This window comes from Hymenobacter sp. BT730 (assembly GCF_030542105.1).
Lineage (GTDB): Bacteria > Bacteroidota > Bacteroidia > Cytophagales > Hymenobacteraceae > Hymenobacter.
Genome location: NZ_JAUOFB010000010.1, coordinates 1 through 20,405 on the forward strand (window position 1 = coordinate 1; position 20,405 = coordinate 20,405).

The window sequence follows — 20,405 nt, forward strand, 5'->3', positions numbered from 1 at the left end:
CGGTGGTATCGCCCCCTGCCCCGGCGCCAGCTGTTGCCCCCACCCCGCGCTTTACGATGGACGACTTACTCGCTTCCAAGAACTACCAGCGTTTGAATCGGGCCTACCAGAAAGCGCTGGAAGCGCAACTCCTAGAAGGAACCTTAGATCACTTCTTTGCTTAAAAGGCCATTGGATAATGCTTTTCAATTTGTCGTATCAGGAGCAAAAACAGGCTTTTTAGGTACGCCATAATGCCGACATTGTAGTTTATTATATATCCTATCTATGAAGCATAGGAACGTCTGTTTTCCCCAGACTTGTCCACGGTCGTTTTCCACAATCGATAGAAGGGCTGGCTAAAAGAAAAATGAGGGGGGGCGGGGGGCGCCGCCGAATAACCTTTCCGCGCGAGTCATGAGCGGGCCCGGAGAAAAGGCTTGGCAGCGGTTAACGGATAGGGGGAAGCTCCCGTAGGTTCCGGTTGGTAAACTTTATCGGAACCTATCGGCGCTATGGGCACTGCTCTTCCAAGAACGTTTAACAAATGTGACACCCGGTTGAGCTCATCGGATACCTTCCTTTAAACATCTGTTATAGCAAGGGGCGCTAGGCGTACCTGTCCAAGCCGACGATACGGAAGAATACTTTTTTTTGTAATTAGGTGCTGTCTAGACGCCCCGCAGGCCTTTGGGCGGAGTTCGCGCTTTCCTTATTCTCTCGTATGCCTCCTCAGGAGCCTGCTACCCGTACCATTACCTATCGCCCGGATCTAGAGATTCTCCTTGTGCGCTGGCATGCCGATGCGGAGCTCTCCGTCTGGCAGGAAGACTATCACACGATGCTGGCCGTTGCCCAGCAGCATGCCTGTGCGCGCTGGCTGCTGGATGTGCGCCGGCGAGAAGGCACGGATCCGGCCCTGAGCGCCTGGGCCAGTCAGACCTTTTATCCCTTTGCCTCCCAGCAGGTGGCCCCCCAGCTTTTGTGCCTGGCGATCTTAACGGCTAACCCCATTTATGGACGCTTCGCCGACGATCCGGCCCAGCGCCAGTATGTCGAGTACATGCTGGCCGAGGAGCGGCCCTTTCTGACCCAGGTATTTGACGATGAAGCAGAGGCGCTTCGGTGGCTACAAGCCCAGTAGGAAGCGGCAACAGCGCGGTGGGGGGATGCTACCGACGGGCCATAAAAGTGAAATGAAGGCGTGAATTGTCCATCCGTATCCGGATGAGCGGTCGGTTGTCACAGGGGCGGGAAGAGATGAGGCCCGGCGTTGTACTATTCGCTGAAAGAGCCTACGGAAAGGATCAGGTAACTCGTTAGCCGAAAACAAAACGGGCTGCGTAGCCGATTATCCCCTACTTTCGGCCATGATGTCGCTGAAACTGGACTATGACCACCCCGCCGCTGAGCTAAGGACGGACCCCACGGGTTTTATCCGCCTGACGTGGAAACCCCACCGCCGGACATTGGCCGAGTTTCAGCTCGTGATGGAGCAATTCCTGCGGCTGCTGGCCCGGCAAGGCACGGGTTTGGCGTTGATTGACCAGCGACAAATGCCGGCCCTGATCCCGGCCGAACAGGACTGGACCTTGAGCGACTGGCTGCCCCGGGCGACGCGGCAGGCCGGCTACCGGTACGGCGCCGTGCTGCCCGCCGACGATGTGATTGCGCGGCTGGCCACGACCAACATCCTGATGCAGGCGCCGGACTGGCCCGTCTACCGGCTCTTTGCCGAGGAGCTCGTAGCCATCGATTGGCTCCAGCGCCAGTTGGCGGTAAAGTCCTAAGGGCATAATACATACACCGGTACCTACCGGCTACATATCCGCTTACCCCCTCCTACGTTCGCACCGCTTCTGGATGGCAGGCTTCGGAGCAGCGGCTTACCCACAGCAACCTTGGGGACCAGCCACCTGAATGGGAGGACAAGGCACCGAGCCGTACGAGCAAAACACGCAGCAGTCCCCGGCCAGGGGCTTGAGCACGGTGTGACAATGCGAGCACTCGTAGAAATACTGACAGGCATCCGTCGGCATTTGCTCCTGGCTCCGGTGCCCGCACACGGGGCAGGTAAGCAGGGAAGTTAACTGCGGCACGGGAGAGGGAGTCGTCGTCACGGGGAAGGACGTTTAGGGAGTGGGAAGGATGGCGTAACCCGTGCCGTTGATGGCTTGCTCGATCTGGGCTGCGGGGGTACGGGCTGCATCGAAGCGTACCTGCGCCGTGCCCTGCTCGTAGGACACCTGCACGCTTTGTACGCCCGCTAGTTGCTGCACGTCGTGCTCGATGTGCTGGGCACAGGCCGCACAGCTCATGCCCCCAATGCGGTAGGTACTCGTTTGCCACACCGGGGCCACGCGGGTGGCCACTGCCGGTTTGGAAGTGGTCGACGGGTAGAACCGGGCGCCATAGAAGGGAAAGGCCAGCAGCAGACCGGCCAGCACGGTGACGACGCCCAAAAAGCCGCGCGACTGCCTCCAGGAGGGCCTGGCCGGCACCGGGCAGCCACAGGCATCGGCGTCAGCCAGCCGGGGCCGCAGCTGCTGATACCAAGCAAAGCCCAGCACCCCCATGGTCAGGGCCACTAGGTAAGGACGCAAGGGCTCCAGCCATGAAAATGAGGAGGTGGCCACGCCGCCCAGCCCGCCGACGATGGCCAGTAAGGGTGTGAGGCAGCACAAGGAAGCGGCCAACGCCGCCAGCAGCCCCGTTCCGGCCAGGGATTTGGAGGGAGGGGAAGCGGGCTGGTTCATCGGAGGGAGGGGATTTGGGCAGCGGTGGCCGCGGCCAGTAAGGGCTGCATTAGGGGCAACGGCGCGGGGGGCAGCGAGTAAAATACGGTTTGGCCCACTTGGCGGTCCTGAATCACGCCTCCGTCCTTGCGCTTGCGCAGGTGCTGGGAGATAGCGGACCCGCTCCTTTGCAGCACGTCGGCCAGGTCGCACACGCACAGCGGTTGCTGCAGGCACTGCGCCAGGTGGGTGGGGTCGGCGAACACCCGGCTACAAGCGGAAGTAGTCATCAGGGAATTTTAACAAAGGTATCGGTTTCGTATTTAAGCAAAATCTAAAATAGCAACTCTCTATTTAGTCCCACCGGAGCGGCATGACGGCGCCGTCCCCGAAAAAATAAAAGTGGGGTGGGGGCGCAAGTTTTCGCCGGGCTCGGGACCTAAGGGGTAGCCGCTACTTCTTGGGTTTCTCGTCTCCAGTCCCGTAGCGGTCCTTTCGTTACGGCCTTACCCTTCTTCTCTGCATGCCCCTACTCACTTCCCTCACCTGGACGGTGAACCCCGTTATTCTGGACTTCGGCATTTTCAAGCTGACCTGGTACGGCCTCTTCTTTGCCAGCGGCTTTGTGCTGGGCACGTTCCTGCTGCGCCATATCTACCGCACCGAACGCGTCGCCCTCCCGTGGGTGGATACCCTGACCATCTACATGGTGCTGGGCACGGTGCTGGGGGCCCGCCTGGGCCACTGCCTGTTCTACGACTGGGCCTATTACGCCCGGCATCCGCTGGAGATCTTCTTGGTGTTTCCCTGGGCCGGATTGGCCAGCCACGGGGCCACCCTCGGCATTCTGCTGGCCACGTGGCTGTTTAGCCGGCGGCACCGGTTCGATTACCTGTGGGTACTGGACCGCATCGTCATTGTTGTGGCCGTAGGCGGGGCCTGCATTCGCCTGGGCAATCTGATGAACTCCGAGATAGTAGGCCAGCCTTCCGCGGCCCCCTGGGCGGTGGCCTTCCCCCGCGATGCCGAGCACCTGCAAGCGCCCGTATCGCCCTTACCGGCCGGGGCCGTGCTGGTGCAACGCCCGGTTAGCCACGAGGCGTCCCTGCAGGTACTGCCCGCGGGCACCGTCGCCACGACCAGTATGGCCATGGCCGTGCCGCGCCACCCCACGCAGGTGTATGAAGCCTTGTTCTGCCTGCTGCTGCTGGCCCTACTTTACAGGCTATGGACCAAATACCAGGAAAAGACGCCGCGGGGCCTGCTCTTCGGCTGGTTTGTCACCCTGCTATTCTCCTTCCGCTTCTTCGTGGAATTTCTGAAAGAAAATCAGGTGGACTTCGAGAACGGACTGCCACTGAACATGGGGCAACTGCTGAGCCTGCCTTTGATTGCCCTGGGGCTGTGGGTGGTGCTGCGCGCCGGCAAATGGAGGGGCAATCCCTACGGACATGCTCCCCGCGAACCGGATGCGTCGTTGGTAACTGAGCAGATACCCGCTATTTTACCGGCCGCCAGCCACGCGTAACCCCTCCTACTATCGAGCTGACTGCGCGACTGTTTTTTGTTTCCCGCCTCTTGTTCCATGGCCTTCCCTCCGATTCCCGCTTGAACTGCTCCCCCACCGACCCCGAGCTGGTAGCGCAATTGCAGGCGGGCCGGGCCGCGGCTTTCCGCACGCTGGTCGAGCGGTACCAGGGCCCCGTGTACCGCACGGCCCTGAGCTTGCTGCGCTCCCCGGAGGAGGCCGAAGACGTGGCCCAGGAAGTGTTTGTGGAAGTCTACCAGACCATTGACCGGTTCCGAGGCGAGGCTGCCCTCAGCACCTGGCTCTACCGCCTGGCCACCTCGCGGGCCCTGAAACACCGGCAGAAGGCCCGCGCCAAAAAGCGCCTGGCCTTCCTGACTAGCTTACTGGGCGCCCACCACGAGGTGTTGCACGAGCTACCCGACCACCGCCACCCGCAGGCCCTGCTCGAAGGCCAGCAACAGCAGCAACAGCTGGTGGACGCCATTGCCCGCCTCCCCGATTCCCAGCAGGTGGCCTTTACCCTGCGCCACGAACAGGAGCTGAGCTACGAAGAAATCGCCGCCGTGCTGGGCACTACCCGGCCGGCGGTGGAGTCGTTGCTGTTTCGCGCCCGCCAACGCCTGCGCCAGTTTCTCCAACCCCATCTCGTCTAAGTCGCCATGTCGCTACCTCCCTCTTTTTCCGAAGACGACGCGGCCTGGACCGCGCTGCTGCGCACGCTGCCTTCGCCAAGTCATGCGGAGCCCCGCCCGTACTTCTTCACCCGCCTGCAGGCCCGGCTGGACGCCCAGCAGCCTCAGCCGGCCGCGCTGCCCACCTGGCTGCGTCGCCCGGTCTACGCCTTGCTCCTGGGTGCGTTGGTGCTAGCGTTGAACGCGGACACGGCCCTGCATTACGTCCGCCAGCACCGGGTGACGGCGCCCTTGGCCATAGATGATTATAACTCCTATGCTGCCGCGTACTAGTTGGAATCTCTTCATCACGCCCCGGTTGCTTTCCGCAAGGCTGTGGCCTCATTTCTATCCAACCTTCTACAGGGCTATGCTATATTCATTGATATTTCCATTGCCTAAACCTGGTACTTTGGCGGCTTCAAACCCGAACGGTTAGAGCTGATTGGGGGTGAATCGTCATGGCCAGTGTCAGTGTCATATTGTGGTGGCCACGCGGAGAACTATGCGTGAATGGCTGCTAGATTAATTTACGTCGGCTGTAGCTACTGCCAAGCTAGGAAACAGACCTTTGCCGTATCCCTAGCTCTATTTATGTACACCCCATGACTTCTACTCCCTCCCTACCCCCATCCATCACTAATCGGGAACGGGCTGAACGCGGCCAAGCTTCCACACTGCTGGGTATCGGAGCCAATGTGGCCTTGGTGCTGGGCAAAGGCACAGCCGGCGTGCTGGGCCACTCCTATGCCCTCATTGCCGATGCCATTGAATCGGCTACGGACATTGTCAGCTCTGGCATCGTGTGGCTGGGGCTACGTACCGCAGCTCGGGAACCCGACGAAAACCACCCCTATGGCCACGGTAAGGCTGAACCACTAGCGGCCATTCTAGTAGCTGGCGCGCTGATGGGCGCGGCTACTTTTATAGCCTATGAAAGCATCCAGCGCATTCAAACACCCCATGCGTTGCCGGCCCGCTTTACGCTCGGAGTGCTGGCCATTATCATTGCCATCAAAGAAGCACTCTACCGCCGGGTGCTTCGCGTGGGCCAGGAAGTGGATAGTGCTGCCGTGAAGGCGGATGCTTGGCACCACCGGGCCGATGCCATTACCTCGCTCACCGCCTTCATCGGCATCAGCATCGCTCTGCTAGGGGGTAAGGGCTACGAAGGTGCCGACGACTGGGCCGCGCTGGTGGCCTGCGGCTTTATCGTGTACAATGCCTACCATATTTTCCGGCCGGCGTTCGGGGAAATCATGGATGAGGCCCCTGAAGGCACTTGGCCGGAGGACCTGAAGGCACTGGCCGAAACCGTGCCTGGGGTAGTGGCCACTGAAAAGTGCTTTGTGCGCAAAATGGGCTTTGACTACTTCGCTGACTTGCATGTCATTGTCGACGGCTCTATCAGTGTAAGCGAAGGGCATGCCATTGCCGGGGCCGTGAAGGCGACCATTAAGCAAGCCAAGCCGGCGGTGTACAATGTGCTGGTTCACATTGAGCCGGCTGAGTAGCCCCGTTTTTTGATCTTACCCCACGCCATGTAATTACCCTTTCTCTCATTTTGGGTGGTGTGGTCCCACCCGTTCTGGCAGCACCAAGCAGGAGCCAGGGAGAAGCCATACTTTTTGCTGTTCCCCACCGTTTGAAAGCAAAAACGCCCCCTACATTTATTTTCTATTCTCCCTGCCTTTCCCCTTTTTTATCTACATCATGAACCGTTTTAGCCTGTTGACCTTCGCTGCCGTGCTGACCCTTGCCGGGTGTAAGAAAGACGATAACTCGCCAACCACCATTCCCGCCAAGGACTATGTGCAGCAGGGCAAGTGGAAAGTAACGCTACTGCAGGAAGACAGCCGTAATGAAACGGCTACTTTCGCGGGCTACGAATTCCAATTCCTGTCCAATGGCCAGGTGACGGCGGTGCACAGCAGCGCGCCCACCGGCTCGGGCACTTGGTCCACCCGCAGCAGCGACGATGACAACACCCCGCACTTTACCCTAAGCTTTGGCAACACGGCCCCCTTCCAGGAATTAAACGATGACTGGCACGTGGTCGAGCAAACCAGCACCAGCCTGAAGCTGACCGACGTGAGCGGTGGCAACGGGGGCACCGATTACCTTAACTTGGAGAAGCTATAAGCACACGCACCATGGCCATATATTCGCTGCCTTGGCAGAGCCTTCGCTCCAGACGGCGGGCACACGGCCATGGCTTGCTCTTCTGAGTAGAAACGCGAAGCCAGAAGGCACCCGGTTGCTGGAGTCCCTGTCTGCCTCGGAGCCGGCCGCTACGACTGTCGGCGCACTTCGATTTGCCCCGCGGTGACGCGCACCTCCAATGTAGGCTGCGGCTCGGTAGCCGGCCCGGCTAGCACCCGGCCGTCAGCCAGCGAGAAGACGGAGCCGTGCCAGGGGCAGCGCACGCTGCCATCGGGCAGCAGTTCTCCCTCGGAAAGTGGCCCTCCTAAATGCGAACAAGTGTGCGCAAGGGCAAATATTTCCCCGTTTTTACGAGCCAGCAGCACGGGCACCTGGCCGGCTTGGACGCGGCGCATGGTGTTTTCGGCCAGCTCCGCGTCCGGCAGCACAGCCACGAAGTCCTGGGGATATTGGACCGAAGTAGCCGTGTGATCTACACCCACCTGTTGCGAAAAGACTAGGTGGCCGCCTAGGTAGGCAGAGAACGAGGAGATGCCATAGCCAGCCATCGACAAGCCGATGGCGGCTCCACGCGAGCCCTGCTGGCGACGCAGCGCAAAAGAAGTAGCATACAGGGCGGTGGCGCTAATATTCAGCAGCGCATGTACCAGCCCCAGCCTGCGTTTTTTCTTCGTCGTGCCCGTCCAGTCGGTCAGGCCAGTCACCGCCGCCCCCAATGCGCCCACCAGCCCCACGGCCACGGCTGCATCGGCTCCCGGTGCCAATTGGCGCTGGCCGGTGAGCGTCAACCCATCGAGCACAGCCGCTACCGTCCAGGCACCTATCGGGACGTCGGTGAGGACTGGATGCAGCGGGTGGCCGAGCCAGGTGCCATGCAGGAAGTTCTTTAACTGCTTACCGGGTTCACCACCCGCTTTATAAGCTTGCAGCACGGCTGGCTGTAAGGCATCACCGGCTGCGTCAAGCCAGTTGGGTTGGGTAATAGCCTCGATCAGGGTATCAGACTTCATCAGACGGAACAGTTAAGTGCTGGTGGAAACTTTTATACCTTAAGGTACATTACGGGGTTAAAAAAATCCAAGTATAAATCAAAACAATACCTGAATGTAGCGCAATGCCGGTAGGGGGCTCCTCATGGTCCAATTCCATTCTAACTCATCCTGGAGCTTTACGGCTGTCCACCGACCCAACCAAAAGCCCCTCTATTTAGACGCTTTCTAAAAATTTTCTCGCTATTTATAATAATTCCAAATAGAGCCTATACCTTTGTCCCATTCTTCCTCCCTTCTACATTAACCCTGTTTACATGCTCCGCCATTACGCTCCTGTAGCTCTGCTCGCCCTCACTTTTGGCTTTTCTTCCTGCGACAAAAACGACAACGAAACAGCCCCCGCGCTGCGCACTAAAATGGATGCCAGCACGCTGACGGCTTCCTCCAAGTACACGGAGTCCTTCAAAGACGCCAGCGGCCAGTCGACCGTCGACCTGACGACTTCGAACCAGCGGCTGAACATGTTTTCCGAGTTTAACTCTTACATGGCACTGGTGGCGGTAGCCCCACCAGCTACGCCTTCGACCCTTGATGTAGCCAAGCTACGTGGGCTGTATGCCAACACGGGCAGCTACTTCACCGGCGATGGGCTGAACGCCTCGGGCCTGCAGCTGCGCACCACCACGGCTGCTTCCTTCCCGACCAACAATGCGGAAGTGGTACGTTCCTATGTAGACCAGAAGATAACGGAATTGGCCACGGCCAGCCAGTCAGTGAACAACGTGGCAACCCCGGGTACTGCCGGCCGCCTGGGCCGTTACTTAGTGGATGAGAAAGGCTACGAAGTAAACCAGATCATTCAGAAAGCCCTGATCGGCGCCGTCCTGCTCGACCAGATCGATAACGTGCTGCTGAGCGACAACGCGCTGAAAGCCGATAACAGCAAAGTGGTCAGTGGCAAAGCCTACTCGGAGCTGGAGCACAACTGGGATCTGGCCTACGGCTTCCTGACGGCTAATGCTATCATGACTACCGACATCACTGCCACGCCGCGTGAGCGCTTCCTGGCGGGCTACCTGAATGAGAAAAATGGTACAGCTTCGCCCAAGGTATACCTGGCTTTTCTGCAGGGTCGGGCCGCTATCGTAAATAATGACGCGGCTGGCGTAAAAGCGCAGGCCAGCGTTATCCGCACCGAGCTGGAGAAAACGATTGCCTTGGCGGCGGTCTCCTACCTAAGCAACTGGAAATCAGCTTCCACCCTGGACGCCAAAGCGCATGCTCTGGGAGAAGGAATTGGCTTTGTATACTCGCTGCGCTTCTGCAGTCAGTATGGTGCTGATGCTGCTTTCTCCGACAGCATTCTCAGCGGCCTGACCTCGGGCAACCAGGGTGCCTGGAGTCTGACCAATGCGCAGGCCGACGTAGCCATCAACGCCATTAAAGCGAAGTTTAACATTCAGTAACTTTCGGCCCGCTTGCGTAAGCGGAATTAAGGCCAACGAGTAAGGCAGCCAGTGCTGCTTTGCCCGTTGGCCTTCGCCGCGAAAAACCGCCCTGATGAAAAAAACACTTCTGTTTGTCTTTACCCTGCTGCTACTAGCGGTGGGCATCTTCAGCTGCCAGAAAGATCCGGGCGGCGGCACTCCTGGTCCGGACACATCCCTGGACCGCAAAGCGCTGCTCACACACTGGGCCGACAGCCTGATCAAGCCGGGGTACCAGCGTTTCAATGAAAAGCTGACAGCCCTGCAGGCGGCTACCACTGCCTTCACCACCGCCCCGAGCACGGCTACCCTGCTGGAAGCCCGGCAGGCCTGGCAGGTTGCCTACGTGGAGTGGCAGAAGGTAGAGTTGTATGAGTTCGGGCCGGCTGAGTCGGTGAGTCTGCGCAACCACTTCAACATATACCCGACCGATGCGACCGGTATCGACCGCAACATTAGCTTAGGCTCCTATGACTTTGAACTGGCCACTGCTATTCCCCAGCAGGGATTTCCAGCCCTGGACTACCTGCTCAACGGCATCGCCCCCAGCGACGCGGCCATTGCCCAGCAGTACGCGTCTTCCGCAAATCACCGTCGCTACCTGACCGACGTGGTCGCCAAGATGCAGCAGACCTTCGGCACGGTATACAGTCAGTGGAATGGCTCCTACCGCGATACATTCGTGAACAATGCCGGCACTGACGCCAGCTCGTCGCTCTCACGGGTTATCAACGCTTATTCCCTCTACTTTGAGCGCTACCTGCGGGCGGGCAAGGTGGGTATCCCCGCCGGCACGATGAGCGGCACGCCCCGGCCTGAAAAGATCGAGGCCTACTACCAGGGCGGCAAGTTGCCCCTCCAGCTGGCTACCACGGCCCACACGACGGTGCAGCAGTTTTTCAACGGCCGCGCGGGACAGCCTTCGCTGAAAAGCTACCTGGATGCCCTCGGCGCCAAGGATAGCCGCACGGGCCAGAGCCTAACCAGCATTATCAACACGCAATTCGGGGTATCCTACCAGCAGCTTAGCTCGCTTGGACCTGATTTGTACACCACCATGACGGCGCGCAATGGCGATGCGGTAGCTTCTTACAACGAGATGCAGAAGGCCGTGCGTTTGATTAAGGTGGACATGACCTCCGCCCTGGGCATCACGGTGACTTATGTCGACAACGACGGCGACTAATGGGCGAGGGGCTTCGGCGCTACTTCCAGACGTATACCTCCGCGGCCCCGCTAGCCACGTTCCGGGTGGCCTTTGGGCTGCTGGTGCTGGTGAGCGTGGGCCGCTTTTGGGCTAAGGGCTGGATTGCGGAGCTCTACCTGAAACCCAAGTTCTACTTTACCTATTACGGCTTTGAGTGGGTGAAACCGCTGGGGCCCTACACTTACGGCTTGTTTGTCCTGTGTGGGCTGTGCGCGCTCTTGGTTGCCCTGGGCTGGTGGTACCGCATGGCGGCGCTGGGCCTGTTTGTGAGCTTCACCTACATCGAGCTCATGGACAAGAGCACTTACCTGAATCACTACTACTTCGTGAGTCTGGCGGCGTTCCTGCTTCTGCTGTTGCCGGCCGGCCGCTATTTCTCGCTGGATGCTCACTTCAACCCGGGACACGGACGCCACCAGGTCCCGCGCTGGACAGTGGATGCGTTGCGCCTGCTGGTAGGTATTGTGTATTGCTACGCTGGCCTGGCGAAGCTCAATTCCGACTGGCTACTGCAGGCCATGCCCTTGCGCATCTGGCTGCCCGCCAAAAATGATCTCCCCCTGGTGGGGCCGCTGTTTAATTTCCCCTGGGTTGCTTTCGCCTTCAGTTGGTTTGGGGCCTTCTACGATCTGACGGTGCCCTTCTTTTTGCTGTGGAGCCGTACCCGGCCTTGGGCCTACGCTACTGTCGTGATTTTTCACGTGCTGACGGCTTTGCTTTTCCCCATTGGCATGTTTCCCTACGTCATGATCGTGGCCGCGCTGGTATTTTTCCCGGCCAGCTGGCACCAGCGCCAGGTGGACCGCTTTCGAAAGATATGGGGGTCGCCCGCCTACCCACCCCAGGCTGCTGTGCCGCTGGTATATGGGCCACGTAGTCGGCTGCTGCTGCTCCTGAGCCTGGGGGTCTTCTTCGTGCTGCAGCTGCTCCTCCCCTTTCGCTACTTGCTCTACCCCCGTGAACTGTTCTGGACAGAGGAGGGGTACCGCTTTTCTTGGCGGGTAATGCTGATGGAAAAGATGGGCCAGGTCCAGTTCAAGGTAGTGGACAGTGCCACCGGCCGGATTCGTCTGGTCAACAATGACGAGCACCTGAGTGTGCTGCAGGAAAAGATGATGAGCACACAGCCCGACATGCTGGTGCAGTTTGCCCACTACCTGCGCGATTATTATGCCCACCAGGGCGTACACGACCCCAAAGTATATGCCGATGCCTACGTGAGCCTGAACGGGCGCCTGGGCAAGGCTTTCATTGATCCTACCGTGGATTTGGCGCAGGTGTCGGATGACCTGCGGCCCAAGCCCTGGATTTTACCTTTCGACGATGAGATTACCGGTTTATAGCGTTACCCTGGTGGTGTGCGTGATTTCCACATTCTCAGCCATAGCGCAAGCCAGTCTGCAGGGCCGCGTGCGCGAAGCCGTTACGGGCCAGCCCGTGGTGGGCTGCGAAGTGTACGTGAAGGGCTCCCGCCAAATTGCTCGCACCGACTCTGCCGGCGGGTTTACGATTGCCCGGCTCCCGACCGGCCGCCAGCAGCTGCAATTCTCCTCCATCGGCTACGAGCCTTTAAGGTCGGAAGTGGAGGTACCAGTGGAGGGCATCATCCTGGATTTCACGCTCACGCGCCGGGAGCGCCAATTAAAAGAAGTAGTAGTTGAAGCCCCGCAGTCCCGCTTCGGCCCGCAACGCCTGCGCGAAGTGGAAGGCACTGCCATCTTTGCGGCCAAGAAGTCGGACGTTATTGTGCCCGATAACCTGGTGGCCAACCTGGCTACCAACAACGCCCGGCAGGTATACGCGCGGGTGGCCGGTCTTAACATCTGGGAAAACGACCAGGGCGGGCTGCAGCTCAGCATCGGCGGCCGGGGCCTCGACCCTAACCGCACCACCAATTTCAACGTCCGCCAGAACAACTACGATATCTCCGCCGACGCCCTGGGCTACCCCGAAAGCTACTACACCCCGCCTATTGAGGCCATTAAGCGCATTCAGCTGGTGCGCGGGGCCGCGTCCTTGCAATACGGCACCCAATTTGGCGGGCTCCTCAACTTCGAGCTGCGCCAGCCTGAGCCGGATAAAACCGTTTCTATCGTGTCGCGACAGACAGTGGGATCTTACGGTTTCTTTAATTCCTTCAACAGCGTTAGCGGCACGGTGAAGAAACTCAGCTACTATGCTTTTGCCCAGTATAAGCGGGGGGATGGCTGGCGTCCCAACTCACACTTTGACAGCAAGACAGCCTATGCCGATGTGCGCTACCAATTCACCGAAAACCTGAAAATCGGCGCGCAGTTCACCCACATGGACTACCTGGCCCAGCAGCCTGGGGGGCTGAGTGATGCCCAGTTTGCGCAGGATGCCCGGCAGTCGAACCGGGAGCGCAATTGGTTTCAGGTGGACTGGAACTTGTTTAACGCTTCGGCTGACTGGAAGCTGACGCCCCAATCCAACGTCAATGTGACCACCTTCGGACTGCTGGCCACGCGCAAGTCACTGGGATTTCGGCCGAACCAGGTTGCCCTGCCGGACAATGAAACATACCTGCGCGATCTGATCACAGGTGACTTCCGCAACTATGGTGTGGAGGCCCGCTACCTGAACCGCTATCAGTTGGGTGGTAAAAATGGGGTGCTTTTGTTGGGCAGCCGTTATTATCACGGCTATAACCACAGCGTACAGGGCTTCGGACCTGCGGGTCGGGATGCAGATTTTCGGTTTGTGGGCCCGGAGGGCGTGACGTTCTCCAATGGCTTCTCCGACTTTCGCTTTCCGAACCGCAATGTGGCCGTGTTCGCCGAGAACATCTTCTACCTGAGCGATAAGGTATCCGTGACTCCGGGAATACGCTACGAGTATATCCGCACCACTTCCGAAGGAACCTATGGTAATGTGATACGAGACAACGCCGGTAACATCGACGCCATCACCCAGATCGGCGAGCAGCGGGTGAGCCCGCGCGGCTTCGTGCTGGGGGGCATTGGGGTGAGCTACAAACCGGTGGAGACCCGCGAGCTCTACGGTAACATCTCGCAGAACTACCGCTCCATTACCTTCAGCGACATGCGCATCGCCAACCCCTCGGCCGTTATCGACCCTAACTTGCAGGACGAGCGCGGCTTTTCGGCCGATCTGGGCCTGCGCGGGGAACAGGGCCAGTGGCTTACCTACGATGTGAGCGGGTTTGCCCTGCAGTATGGGAACCGCATTGGCGAGGTGCAGACCTACGACGCCGCCGACCGTGTACTACGCCGCCGCGGTAATATCGGGCGGGCCCTGATCCTGGGTGTGGAATCGTATGCAGAAGCCGACCTATTGCGTGTGGCGCATCCCGGCTCGGAGCCCGGTCGGTGGTCGCTGGCCACCTTCGGGAACGTGGCCCTGATTCGGGGACGCTACACGCGAAGTGAGATAGCGGGCGTGAAAGGCAATCAGGTCGAATTTGTCCCGGCCGTCAACCTGAAAGCGGGCACCCGGGCTGGCTACGGTCCATTCAAGGGATCGGTGCAAGTCACTTACCTTTCAAAGCAATACACCGATGCTACCAATGCCGAGGAAGGCGGTGTTTCGGCTGTGGTGGGCCGCATTCCCGCGTATTCAGTACTGGATGCCTCCGTGTCCTGGGAGCGGCGCTGGCTAAAACTGGAAGGCAGTGTGAACAACCTAGGCAATGCCATCTATTTCACCCGCCGGGCCACCGGATACCCGGGGCCCGGCATTCTGCCCTCCGATGGCCGCAGCTTCTTTCTGACGGTCGCTGCCAAGTGGTAGCGTATGGCTCCAACAAGTCTTCTCGTGCATGTCAGATCGAGTGACTTCTTAAAAGCCGATCATCAGAGAACACAATATAAGTAGCTCACTCTACCGCAACTCTGTAACGAAGATTCAAGCCTACATTCAGGAAAGAGGCCCTCATTAAAATAGGTTTCGTTTGTCATAGCACCTGAGTAAACATAAGTGGACTTATCAGTTTATCTGGGAAGTGCCCGTAAGTTCCGGCAGGTAGAGAACATTTAGAACACCTGTCAAATGTCTTATTTTTTAAAGCCGGGATATTCGAAATCCAAGGCCATGCCATACGCCGTCTGGTAGCCGTAGCGCTGTTCAATACCGGCCAGCACCTGAGTGAACAGCGGTTCCCAGGCCATGACGTGGAGGGCAGGCAGTACCCAGACCAGCTGATGGGCGCCACCCTGTACCCTGTCCGGTACCAATGTAAGGCCGTGCCGCGTGCGCAAGGGCTCAGAAGTAGCCGCCACGGAGTAAGCCCGACTGCGGCCGGTGCGGGAGTAGGCGTCGGCCGTGAGGGCCAAGACCAGGTCATCGACGCCCGCCGAAACGGGCACTCCCACCTGTTCGGCGGTATGAAACCAGGGGTTGCTCATCAGCACTGTCGCAAATGCCAGCAGATTGACGCCGAAATGCGGGTGAAACCGATCGCTGTTATGCTGCGTGCCCCACTCGGTAACGCCGACTTCCTGGGCCACGGCCGCCGCTCGCTCCAGGCCGAAAATCGCTTCCACCAAGGCCAGGGCCGTGGGCATGGCGGCGCTGATCCCCGCACTCGACACGACCCGGCCATCGGCCACGTAGCGGACGTTGGTTAGCCACTGCGTCGCCGGGTATTTCTGCTTCCGCATCCCCTCCGTGGCCCAGTGCGCCGTGGCCCGATGCCCATCGAGCAAGCCGCTGTTGGCCACCACCAGGGCCCCGTCGCAAATGCTGACGATGGTGCCGCCTTTGGCCCCCTGCGCGGCGACCCAGTGCACCAGGGTCGGGTCGTCACTTTTGACCACGGCCGGGACAATCACGTAGTCCGCCCCTTGAGGATAACGGGCGTCAAACTCCTGGATGGTTTCCTGCGGCTGCAGCGTCAGTGCCGGGCGCATGCGCAGCACACCAGGCTGCGTGGCAACCGTCACTAGTTCGCTGCCGCCGGCCTGGGCGAGGACTCCGTACGGTATCACAAAATCAGTTAGTTCCGTCCCGCTGTTTTCCCCGATCACGGCAATGACCGGACGGCTTCGGCCAAACCGGGCGACATACGGGGCAATTTTGTCTGAAATAGGTTGATTGGTCCTCTCCGCTTGGAAAGGCGCGGGTGTCCCGGACGTCTCGGCCAGCTGGCAGCTACTGGCCGCACACAGGGCAAAGGGGATGGCAAAGCCAAGCCCCCCCAGCAGGAGGGGGCGAAGAAAAGGAATTCGGAACATCTTACTTGACTGAAAAAAGGAGGGAGAAAGCGAGTGCCCACGGCAGTAGGCCAGCCAGAGTTAGCCAGCGGGAGCATGCCCTCCACCGGGTTTGGGCCTGGCCCAGATGCGCTGCAGCTGCCGCACATTTTTAAATCCGCACTGGGCGGCAATAGCCTCCATGGTCTGCGCCGGGTTGCGGGAAAGCGTATCGGCTACTTCCCGCCGCAACGCGGTGGTGTAGGCCTGGATCGTGATGCCCGTGGCCTGGCGAAATGTGCGCGTCAGCGTGCGGGGACTCATGCCCACCACGTCGGCCAGCATCGGCAAGGTCGCCCCCACGGCCAGGTGTTCCCCCAGCCAGTCCTGCACGTGGTGGATGCCGGCGTGCACGTGCCGGCGGTAATTGAGATAAATGCTTTGCTGGCCGTGCTGGGCCCCACGGCGGGAATAGACTACCAGCCCCCGGGCCACTTGGGTAGCAAAGCGCGGGCCGTGCGCTTCTTCGAGCAGGTACAGGGCCAGGTCGATGCCGGAGGTCACGCCTGCGCTGGTATAAATACCGCCATCTTCGACAAAAAGCGTATCGCCCTGCGACCGCACCCGGGGGTAACGCGCCTGCAGTTCGGCCAGGCGCCGCCAGTGGGTGGTGCATTTACGGCCGTCCAGCAGCCCGGCCTCCGCCAGCACAAACGCGCCGGTGCAGATGGAACCGATGCGGGCCCCCAGTGCCTGCTGGGTGCGAAGCCAGGCAAACAAAGCTTGTCCTTCCCGGCGAAACGCGGCCGAGCGCAGATACGCCATCTCCAGGCCCGCGACCATAATGAAATCCCCTGGTGCAATCGGCACCTGCTCAAAAGAAAGCAAGGGCCCCAAGCCCAGGCCGGGCGAGCTGACCACCGTTTCCTGATAGGAACAATAACGCAGCTGGTAAGGCTGGCCCTGAAAAACGGCTTCCTGGAACACCTGCACCGGGCCCGCCAGGTCCAGCAAATAGACGGTGGGCGGGACGACAAAGACGACTTGAGGCAGCACTTTCATGGACCGGAGGTTATGCGAACAAAGGTATCGGTCAGGAGTCCCCGGTTATGGCCATTCATCGGACATTTTGAGCCACGACATTTCCTCCCGGGATGGCGCAATGGTTGCAGTCAACCAGGCGGCAGCCACTCGATGCGCTAGGCAGGGCTACAGTTGCATTTCCGGAAGTCGCGAATCACTCCTGCAACTGCCTCACCAACGTCATCACCACGGTTTGTAGCTCCTCGGTGAGCACGGGGTCGGCTGGATGCCCGCCGGCTACGCCCAGGCGGGTACGGATGAAGGGCACAGCTAGAGTAGCTGCGGGTAGCACGGCGGCCCCGAGCGCCTCCAGCGTCGACAGCAGGCTGGCCAAAGCACGGGCACCCCCTTCGGCCGAGGGTGAGGCCCCCAGGGCGCCGGTCGGCTTGCCGTACAAGCTACCCGCGGCCACCAGCCAGTCAAGCGCGTTTTTGAAGCTGCCCGGTACTCCATAGGCATATTCGGGGGTAGCAAAGAGCACGGCGTCTGCGGCGGCCAGGCACTGGTGGAGCGCCGCCACGGCGGGCGGCACGGGTAGGCCCGGGCCCGTCAGGGCCGGGTCGAATAAGGGCAGGCCCAAGTTCTCTTCGAAAACGGAAACGCGCAGGCTGCTTGGGGCCAGCGCAACGGCCGCCCGCAACAATTGACCGATAGTGGAGCCGGGAGTAGGACTACCGGAAAAAGCGAATAAGTTCATCAAGCAGAAGTAAGCCCAGGGGGCTAAGGGATAAAAAACAGCGAGTCAGCGCTCCGCTCACAAGGCTAGGCTTTTGGGCGGTCTTCCTATTGAGAGCGAGGTAGCATATACGCCACCATGGCCTAGGCGTGAATTGGGGTGGTGTTTCGGCGCCTTAACCAGGATATGATTAATCTCTTTATTGCTGATGCAAAGTAGTCACGCATTAGTAATCGCAGCGTAAAAGGTCGGATACAGCAAGTATCTTGGCCCGCGTGCTAGGTTGTCAGATCATTCTTTCTGTTACCCCAAGCTCGTCAAAGATCAGTCGAGACCCTACTCCTACATCTACCAGCCCATGGCGCGCCCCCAAGAATTTAACACTGCCGAAGCCCTGCACAAAGCCATGGAGGTGTTCTGGCACAAAGGCTACGAGGCGACTTCGCTCAGTGACCTGCTCGAGGCGACAGGGCTTAGCAAGAGCAGCCTGTACAGCACTTTCGGGGGAAAGCACGCGTTATTCCTCGCCGCTTTCGACGCCTATCGCCGGCAGCGGGCCACCGATATGCAACGAGTGCTGGCGCAGGAGCCGGCTCGCCCCGCTATCGAGGCTTTTTTCCACCTGCTTCTAGGCGACGTGGATGCCCCCGCACCTGCCCTGGGCTGTATGAGCATCAACCAAGCTATCGAAATGGCCCCGCACGACCCCGAGATTCGCGAACGGGTCTTAACAGACTTTCGCCGCATCGAGGAGGCGTTGCTAAGGATCATCCAACGCGGGCAGCACAAGGGGTCCCTGACCAGCACCCGTAGTCCCCGGGAACTGGCCAACCTCCTGGCGCTAGCCTACCCGGGGCTGCAGGTAATGGCGCGAGCGGGCTATACCCGCAGCGACCTCGACGACCGAGTACGGCAGCTCCTGACCAACCTCGACTGAAGGAGTAGGGCGCAATTGGTTTTTTTTAACTAGTTTTGGACCGTTCAGTCCAAAAATATCTAACGCCTCTTCTTGAGGAGCCATTCATGAACATCCAGCAAATTCGCAATGCCACCCTGCTCCTTGACTACGCGGGTTCCAAGTTCCTCATCGACCCGATGTTGGCCGACCAGGGCATCTATCCCGGCCTGGCCGGCACGCCCAACAGCCACTTAGCCAATCCCACGGTCGCGTTGCCCGTCCCCCTGCAGACGTTACTGCCTGTGGATGCCGTCATCGTCACCCACACGCATTTGGACCACTGGGACATGGCTGCCCAAGCCCTGCTGCCGAAGCAGCTGCCGATTTTCACCCAGCACGAACAAGACCGGGCGTTACTCACGTCGCAGGGCTTTACCGACGTTCGTTTACTGAAGGGAGCGGAATTCCAGGGCATTACGCTGACACAGACGCTGGGCCAGCACGGCACGGATGATGCCCTTCGGGCGATGGGAGACTTTCTGGGCCAGGTGTGCGGCGTGGTGTTCCAACATCCCCAAGAAAAGACGCTCTACATCGCCGGGGACACCATTTGGAACCAGTACGTGAAGGATACCCTGCAGCAGTTCCAGCCAGACATCGTGGTCCTCAACGCTGGCGATGCCCAAATCCTCGGGGTGGGCTCCATCATCATGGGGGCTGAGGATGTCTATCAGGTCTATCAGGCGGCGCCCCAAGCCACGCTCATCGCCAGCCACATGGAGTCGGTGAACCTGTTGACGCTCACGCGCCAAGCGCTGCGCGTATTCTCCGCCGAACACGCCTTGACGGACCGCCTACTCATACCTGAGGACGGCGAGGGCTACACCTTCTAAGCCACCGTATTGGAGCGCATAAAAAAGAGTGGGGCCATCCAGGGTCTGAGCGCCTCGTTGCTTTGTTTGCCTAGACTATTTGTTTGCCTAGACTAACTGAAAAGGGCATTGCTTCATCCCTATTGATTGCTCTCGTCATGAATCGTGCGGCTTAGGTAAGCCGCATTCGAAATACATTTTCCCTCCATTTTACCATGAAAAACGCTCCTGCTTTGTTACTGATTGATATCCAAAAGGCATTTGACAACCACGCGTACTGGGGTGGAAATCGAAATAATCCCCAAGCCGAAGCGAATGCGCAACGGTTGCTGGCCCACTGGCGGGAACAGGGGTGGCCTGTCCTACACATCCAACACGACTCCACCAGTCCGACCTCCCTGTTGCGCAAAGGACAGCCCGGCAACGAATTTAAAGACGAGGTACTGCCCATGGCTGGAGAACCGGTGTTCTCAAAATCTGTAAACAGCGCTTTTATTGGCACTGGCTTGCAGGCGCACCTGGAAGCGCAAAACATTCACGTCCTCGTCATCGCCGGTCTGACCACTGACCATTGCGTCTCGACCACGACCCGGATGGCGGGTAACCTGGGTTTTGAAACCTATCTCATGGCGGATGCTACGGCGGCGTTTGATAAAACGGGCTTCGACGGGCAGCGCTATTCCGCGGAAGTAATCCACCAAACCGCCTTGGCTAGTTTACACGGGGAATTCGCCACCGTGCTGACTACCGACCAGGGGTTAGCAAAATGGCGTCGGGCACTCACTTAAGTGATCTGCGGGATGTTCAGCCGCCTGCGCAATGTTGGCCTCACTCAGGTACTTGTCTGCTGGATTATCTAGGCTTTAAAGGGCATCGTTCATGGTAGCTCTATATGGCAGAAAGCTGCCAAATTACTTCTTGGCCACCTACCCCAATTGCC

General features: G+C 59.4%; 21 protein-coding genes. 14 read left to right on the plus strand and 7 right to left on the minus strand.

The window, feature by feature from the left end; genetic code table 11:
• The first annotated feature begins 703 nt into the window (after positions 1-703).
• Complete coding sequence (locus tag Q4G72_RS16995; RefSeq protein ID WP_303312626.1) at positions 704-1,123, plus strand: hypothetical protein; 420 nt, start codon at positions 704-706, stop codon at positions 1,121-1,123.
• A 226-nt stretch (positions 1,124-1,349) separates the two neighbouring features.
• A complete protein-coding gene (locus tag Q4G72_RS17000; protein WP_303312627.1) occupies positions 1,350-1,769 on the plus strand; it encodes a hypothetical protein in 420 nt (139 codons plus the stop codon).
• 96 nt (positions 1,770-1,865) lie between these two features.
• Here Q4G72_RS17000 and Q4G72_RS17005 read toward each other — a convergent pair whose 3' ends face one another.
• The 3 genes from Q4G72_RS17005 to Q4G72_RS17015 are packed head-to-tail and all read right to left on the minus strand — an operon-like array spanning position 1,866 to position 3,004.
• Positions 1,866-2,099 carry a GDCCVxC domain-containing (seleno)protein gene (locus Q4G72_RS17005; protein WP_303312628.1) on the minus strand — a complete coding sequence of 78 codons (234 nt, stop codon included), beginning with the start codon at positions 2,097-2,099 and terminating at the stop codon, positions 1,866-1,868.
• Positions 2,100-2,111: 12 nt separating this feature from the next.
• Positions 2,112-2,735 carry a mercuric transport protein MerTP gene (gene merTP, locus Q4G72_RS17010; RefSeq protein ID WP_303312629.1) on the minus strand — a complete coding sequence of 208 codons (624 nt, stop codon included), beginning with the start codon at positions 2,733-2,735 and terminating at the stop codon, positions 2,112-2,114.
• The gene (locus Q4G72_RS17015; RefSeq protein ID WP_303312630.1) at positions 2,732-3,004 is read right to left on the minus strand and encodes an ArsR/SmtB family transcription factor; all 273 of its coding nucleotides are present in this window, start codon (positions 3,002-3,004) and stop codon (positions 2,732-2,734) included. Before Q4G72_RS17015 ends, merTP begins: the two co-directional genes overlap by 4 nt.
• Positions 3,005-3,237: 233 nt before the next feature.
• Between Q4G72_RS17015 and lgt the strand changes: the two genes are divergently transcribed.
• The 5 genes from lgt to Q4G72_RS17040 all read left to right on the plus strand — a co-directional run bounded on the left by lgt (position 3,238) and on the right by Q4G72_RS17040 (position 7,058).
• Complete coding sequence (gene lgt / locus Q4G72_RS17020) at positions 3,238-4,242, plus strand: prolipoprotein diacylglyceryl transferase (protein WP_303312631.1); 1,005 nt, start codon at positions 3,238-3,240, stop codon at positions 4,240-4,242.
• A gap of 80 nt (positions 4,243-4,322) precedes the next feature.
• Positions 4,323-4,898 (plus strand): RNA polymerase sigma factor, encoded by a 576-nt coding sequence (locus Q4G72_RS17025; RefSeq protein WP_303312632.1) that lies wholly within the window; start codon positions 4,323-4,325, stop codon positions 4,896-4,898.
• A gap of 6 nt (positions 4,899-4,904) precedes the next feature.
• Positions 4,905-5,210, plus strand: a complete 306-nt coding sequence (locus tag Q4G72_RS17030) for a hypothetical protein (protein ID WP_303312633.1) — start codon at positions 4,905-4,907, stop codon at positions 5,208-5,210.
• A gap of 311 nt (positions 5,211-5,521) precedes the next feature.
• Entirely contained in the window at positions 5,522-6,430 is a 909-nt protein-coding gene (locus Q4G72_RS17035) for a cation diffusion facilitator family transporter (RefSeq protein ID WP_303312634.1), read from the plus strand.
• Between the two features lie 199 nt (positions 6,431-6,629).
• Complete coding sequence (locus Q4G72_RS17040) at positions 6,630-7,058, plus strand: hypothetical protein (RefSeq protein WP_303312635.1); 429 nt, start codon at positions 6,630-6,632, stop codon at positions 7,056-7,058.
• A gap of 149 nt (positions 7,059-7,207) precedes the next feature.
• On the opposite strand, the gene Q4G72_RS17045 is transcribed toward Q4G72_RS17040, so the two are convergent.
• Positions 7,208-8,089: a Rieske (2Fe-2S) protein gene (locus Q4G72_RS17045; RefSeq protein WP_303312636.1), complete on the minus strand. Its 882-nt coding sequence runs from the start codon at positions 8,087-8,089 to the stop codon at positions 7,208-7,210.
• Between the two features lie 296 nt (positions 8,090-8,385).
• Between Q4G72_RS17045 and Q4G72_RS17050 the strand changes: the two genes are divergently transcribed.
• The 4 genes from Q4G72_RS17050 (at position 8,386) to Q4G72_RS17065 (ending at position 14,536) form a co-directional block, all read left to right on the plus strand.
• A complete protein-coding gene (locus Q4G72_RS17050) occupies positions 8,386-9,537 on the plus strand; it encodes a DUF4856 domain-containing protein (protein WP_303312637.1) in 1,152 nt (383 codons plus the stop codon).
• A gap of 94 nt (positions 9,538-9,631) precedes the next feature.
• Entirely contained in the window at positions 9,632-10,744 is a 1,113-nt protein-coding gene (locus Q4G72_RS17055) for an imelysin family protein (protein ID WP_303312638.1), read from the plus strand.
• Positions 10,744-12,108: an HTTM domain-containing protein gene (locus Q4G72_RS17060; protein WP_303312639.1), complete on the plus strand. Its 1,365-nt coding sequence runs from the start codon at positions 10,744-10,746 to the stop codon at positions 12,106-12,108. Before Q4G72_RS17055 ends, Q4G72_RS17060 begins: the two co-directional genes overlap by 1 nt.
• Entirely contained in the window at positions 12,089-14,536 is a 2,448-nt protein-coding gene (locus Q4G72_RS17065) for a TonB-dependent receptor (RefSeq protein WP_303312640.1), read from the plus strand. The genes Q4G72_RS17060 and Q4G72_RS17065 overlap by 20 nt, the downstream gene beginning before the upstream one ends.
• Before the next feature lie 263 nt (positions 14,537-14,799).
• Here Q4G72_RS17065 and Q4G72_RS17070 read toward each other — a convergent pair whose 3' ends face one another.
• From Q4G72_RS17070 to Q4G72_RS17080, 3 genes are all read right to left on the minus strand, one after another.
• Positions 14,800-15,978 carry a DJ-1/PfpI family protein gene (locus tag Q4G72_RS17070; protein WP_303312641.1) on the minus strand — a complete coding sequence of 393 codons (1,179 nt, stop codon included), beginning with the start codon at positions 15,976-15,978 and terminating at the stop codon, positions 14,800-14,802.
• A 60-nt stretch (positions 15,979-16,038) separates the two neighbouring features.
• Entirely contained in the window at positions 16,039-16,998 is a 960-nt protein-coding gene (locus Q4G72_RS17075; protein WP_303312642.1) for a GlxA family transcriptional regulator, read from the minus strand.
• A gap of 175 nt (positions 16,999-17,173) precedes the next feature.
• A complete protein-coding gene (locus Q4G72_RS17080; protein WP_303312643.1) occupies positions 17,174-17,716 on the minus strand; it encodes an NAD(P)H-dependent oxidoreductase in 543 nt (180 codons plus the stop codon).
• 337 nt (positions 17,717-18,053) lie between these two features.
• On the opposite strand from Q4G72_RS17080, the gene Q4G72_RS17085 reads away from it, so the two are divergent.
• From Q4G72_RS17085 to Q4G72_RS17095, 3 genes are all read left to right on the plus strand, one after another.
• Positions 18,054-18,632, plus strand: coding sequence for a TetR/AcrR family transcriptional regulator (locus tag Q4G72_RS17085; RefSeq protein ID WP_303312644.1), 579 nt, complete (start codon positions 18,054-18,056; stop codon positions 18,630-18,632).
• Between the two features lie 86 nt (positions 18,633-18,718).
• The gene (locus tag Q4G72_RS17090; RefSeq protein WP_303312645.1) at positions 18,719-19,486 is read left to right on the plus strand and encodes an MBL fold metallo-hydrolase; all 768 of its coding nucleotides are present in this window, start codon (positions 18,719-18,721) and stop codon (positions 19,484-19,486) included.
• A gap of 194 nt (positions 19,487-19,680) precedes the next feature.
• Positions 19,681-20,253, plus strand: coding sequence for a cysteine hydrolase family protein (locus Q4G72_RS17095; RefSeq protein ID WP_303312646.1), 573 nt, complete (start codon positions 19,681-19,683; stop codon positions 20,251-20,253).
• The last annotated feature ends 152 nt before the right edge of the window (positions 20,254-20,405 follow it).

Bases quoted from the DNA above. Each gene is read 5' to 3' on its own strand.
- Q4G72_RS16995 (WP_303312626.1), top strand. From the start codon at position 704: ATGCCTCCTCAGGAGCCTGCTACCCGTACCATTACCTATCGCCCGGAT.
- Q4G72_RS17000 (WP_303312627.1), top strand. From the start codon at position 1,350: ATGATGTCGCTGAAACTGGACTATGACCACCCCGCCGCTGAGCTAAGG.
- merTP (WP_303312629.1), bottom strand. From the start codon at position 2,735: ATGAACCAGCCCGCTTCCCCTCCCTCCAAATCCCTGGCCGGAACGGGG.
- Q4G72_RS17015 (WP_303312630.1), bottom strand. From the start codon at position 3,004: ATGACTACTTCCGCTTGTAGCCGGGTGTTCGCCGACCCCACCCACCTG.
- lgt (WP_303312631.1), top strand. From the start codon at position 3,238: ATGCCCCTACTCACTTCCCTCACCTGGACGGTGAACCCCGTTATTCTG.
- Q4G72_RS17030 (WP_303312633.1), top strand. From the start codon at position 4,905: ATGTCGCTACCTCCCTCTTTTTCCGAAGACGACGCGGCCTGGACCGCG.
- Q4G72_RS17035 (WP_303312634.1), top strand. From the start codon at position 5,522: ATGACTTCTACTCCCTCCCTACCCCCATCCATCACTAATCGGGAACGG.
- Q4G72_RS17040 (WP_303312635.1), top strand. From the start codon at position 6,630: ATGAACCGTTTTAGCCTGTTGACCTTCGCTGCCGTGCTGACCCTTGCC.
- Q4G72_RS17045 (WP_303312636.1), bottom strand. From the start codon at position 8,089: ATGAAGTCTGATACCCTGATCGAGGCTATTACCCAACCCAACTGGCTT.
- Q4G72_RS17050 (WP_303312637.1), top strand. From the start codon at position 8,386: ATGCTCCGCCATTACGCTCCTGTAGCTCTGCTCGCCCTCACTTTTGGC.
- Q4G72_RS17055 (WP_303312638.1), top strand. From the start codon at position 9,632: ATGAAAAAAACACTTCTGTTTGTCTTTACCCTGCTGCTACTAGCGGTG.
- Q4G72_RS17060 (WP_303312639.1), top strand. From the start codon at position 10,744: ATGGGCGAGGGGCTTCGGCGCTACTTCCAGACGTATACCTCCGCGGCC.
- Q4G72_RS17065 (WP_303312640.1), top strand. From the start codon at position 12,089: ATGAGATTACCGGTTTATAGCGTTACCCTGGTGGTGTGCGTGATTTCC.
- Q4G72_RS17070 (WP_303312641.1), bottom strand. From the start codon at position 15,978: ATGTTCCGAATTCCTTTTCTTCGCCCCCTCCTGCTGGGGGGGCTTGGC.
- Q4G72_RS17075 (WP_303312642.1), bottom strand. From the start codon at position 16,998: ATGAAAGTGCTGCCTCAAGTCGTCTTTGTCGTCCCGCCCACCGTCTAT.
- Q4G72_RS17080 (WP_303312643.1), bottom strand. From the start codon at position 17,716: ATGAACTTATTCGCTTTTTCCGGTAGTCCTACTCCCGGCTCCACTATC.
- Q4G72_RS17085 (WP_303312644.1), top strand. From the start codon at position 18,054: ATGGCGCGCCCCCAAGAATTTAACACTGCCGAAGCCCTGCACAAAGCC.
- Q4G72_RS17090 (WP_303312645.1), top strand. From the start codon at position 18,719: ATGAACATCCAGCAAATTCGCAATGCCACCCTGCTCCTTGACTACGCG.
- Q4G72_RS17095 (WP_303312646.1), top strand. From the start codon at position 19,681: ATGAAAAACGCTCCTGCTTTGTTACTGATTGATATCCAAAAGGCATTT.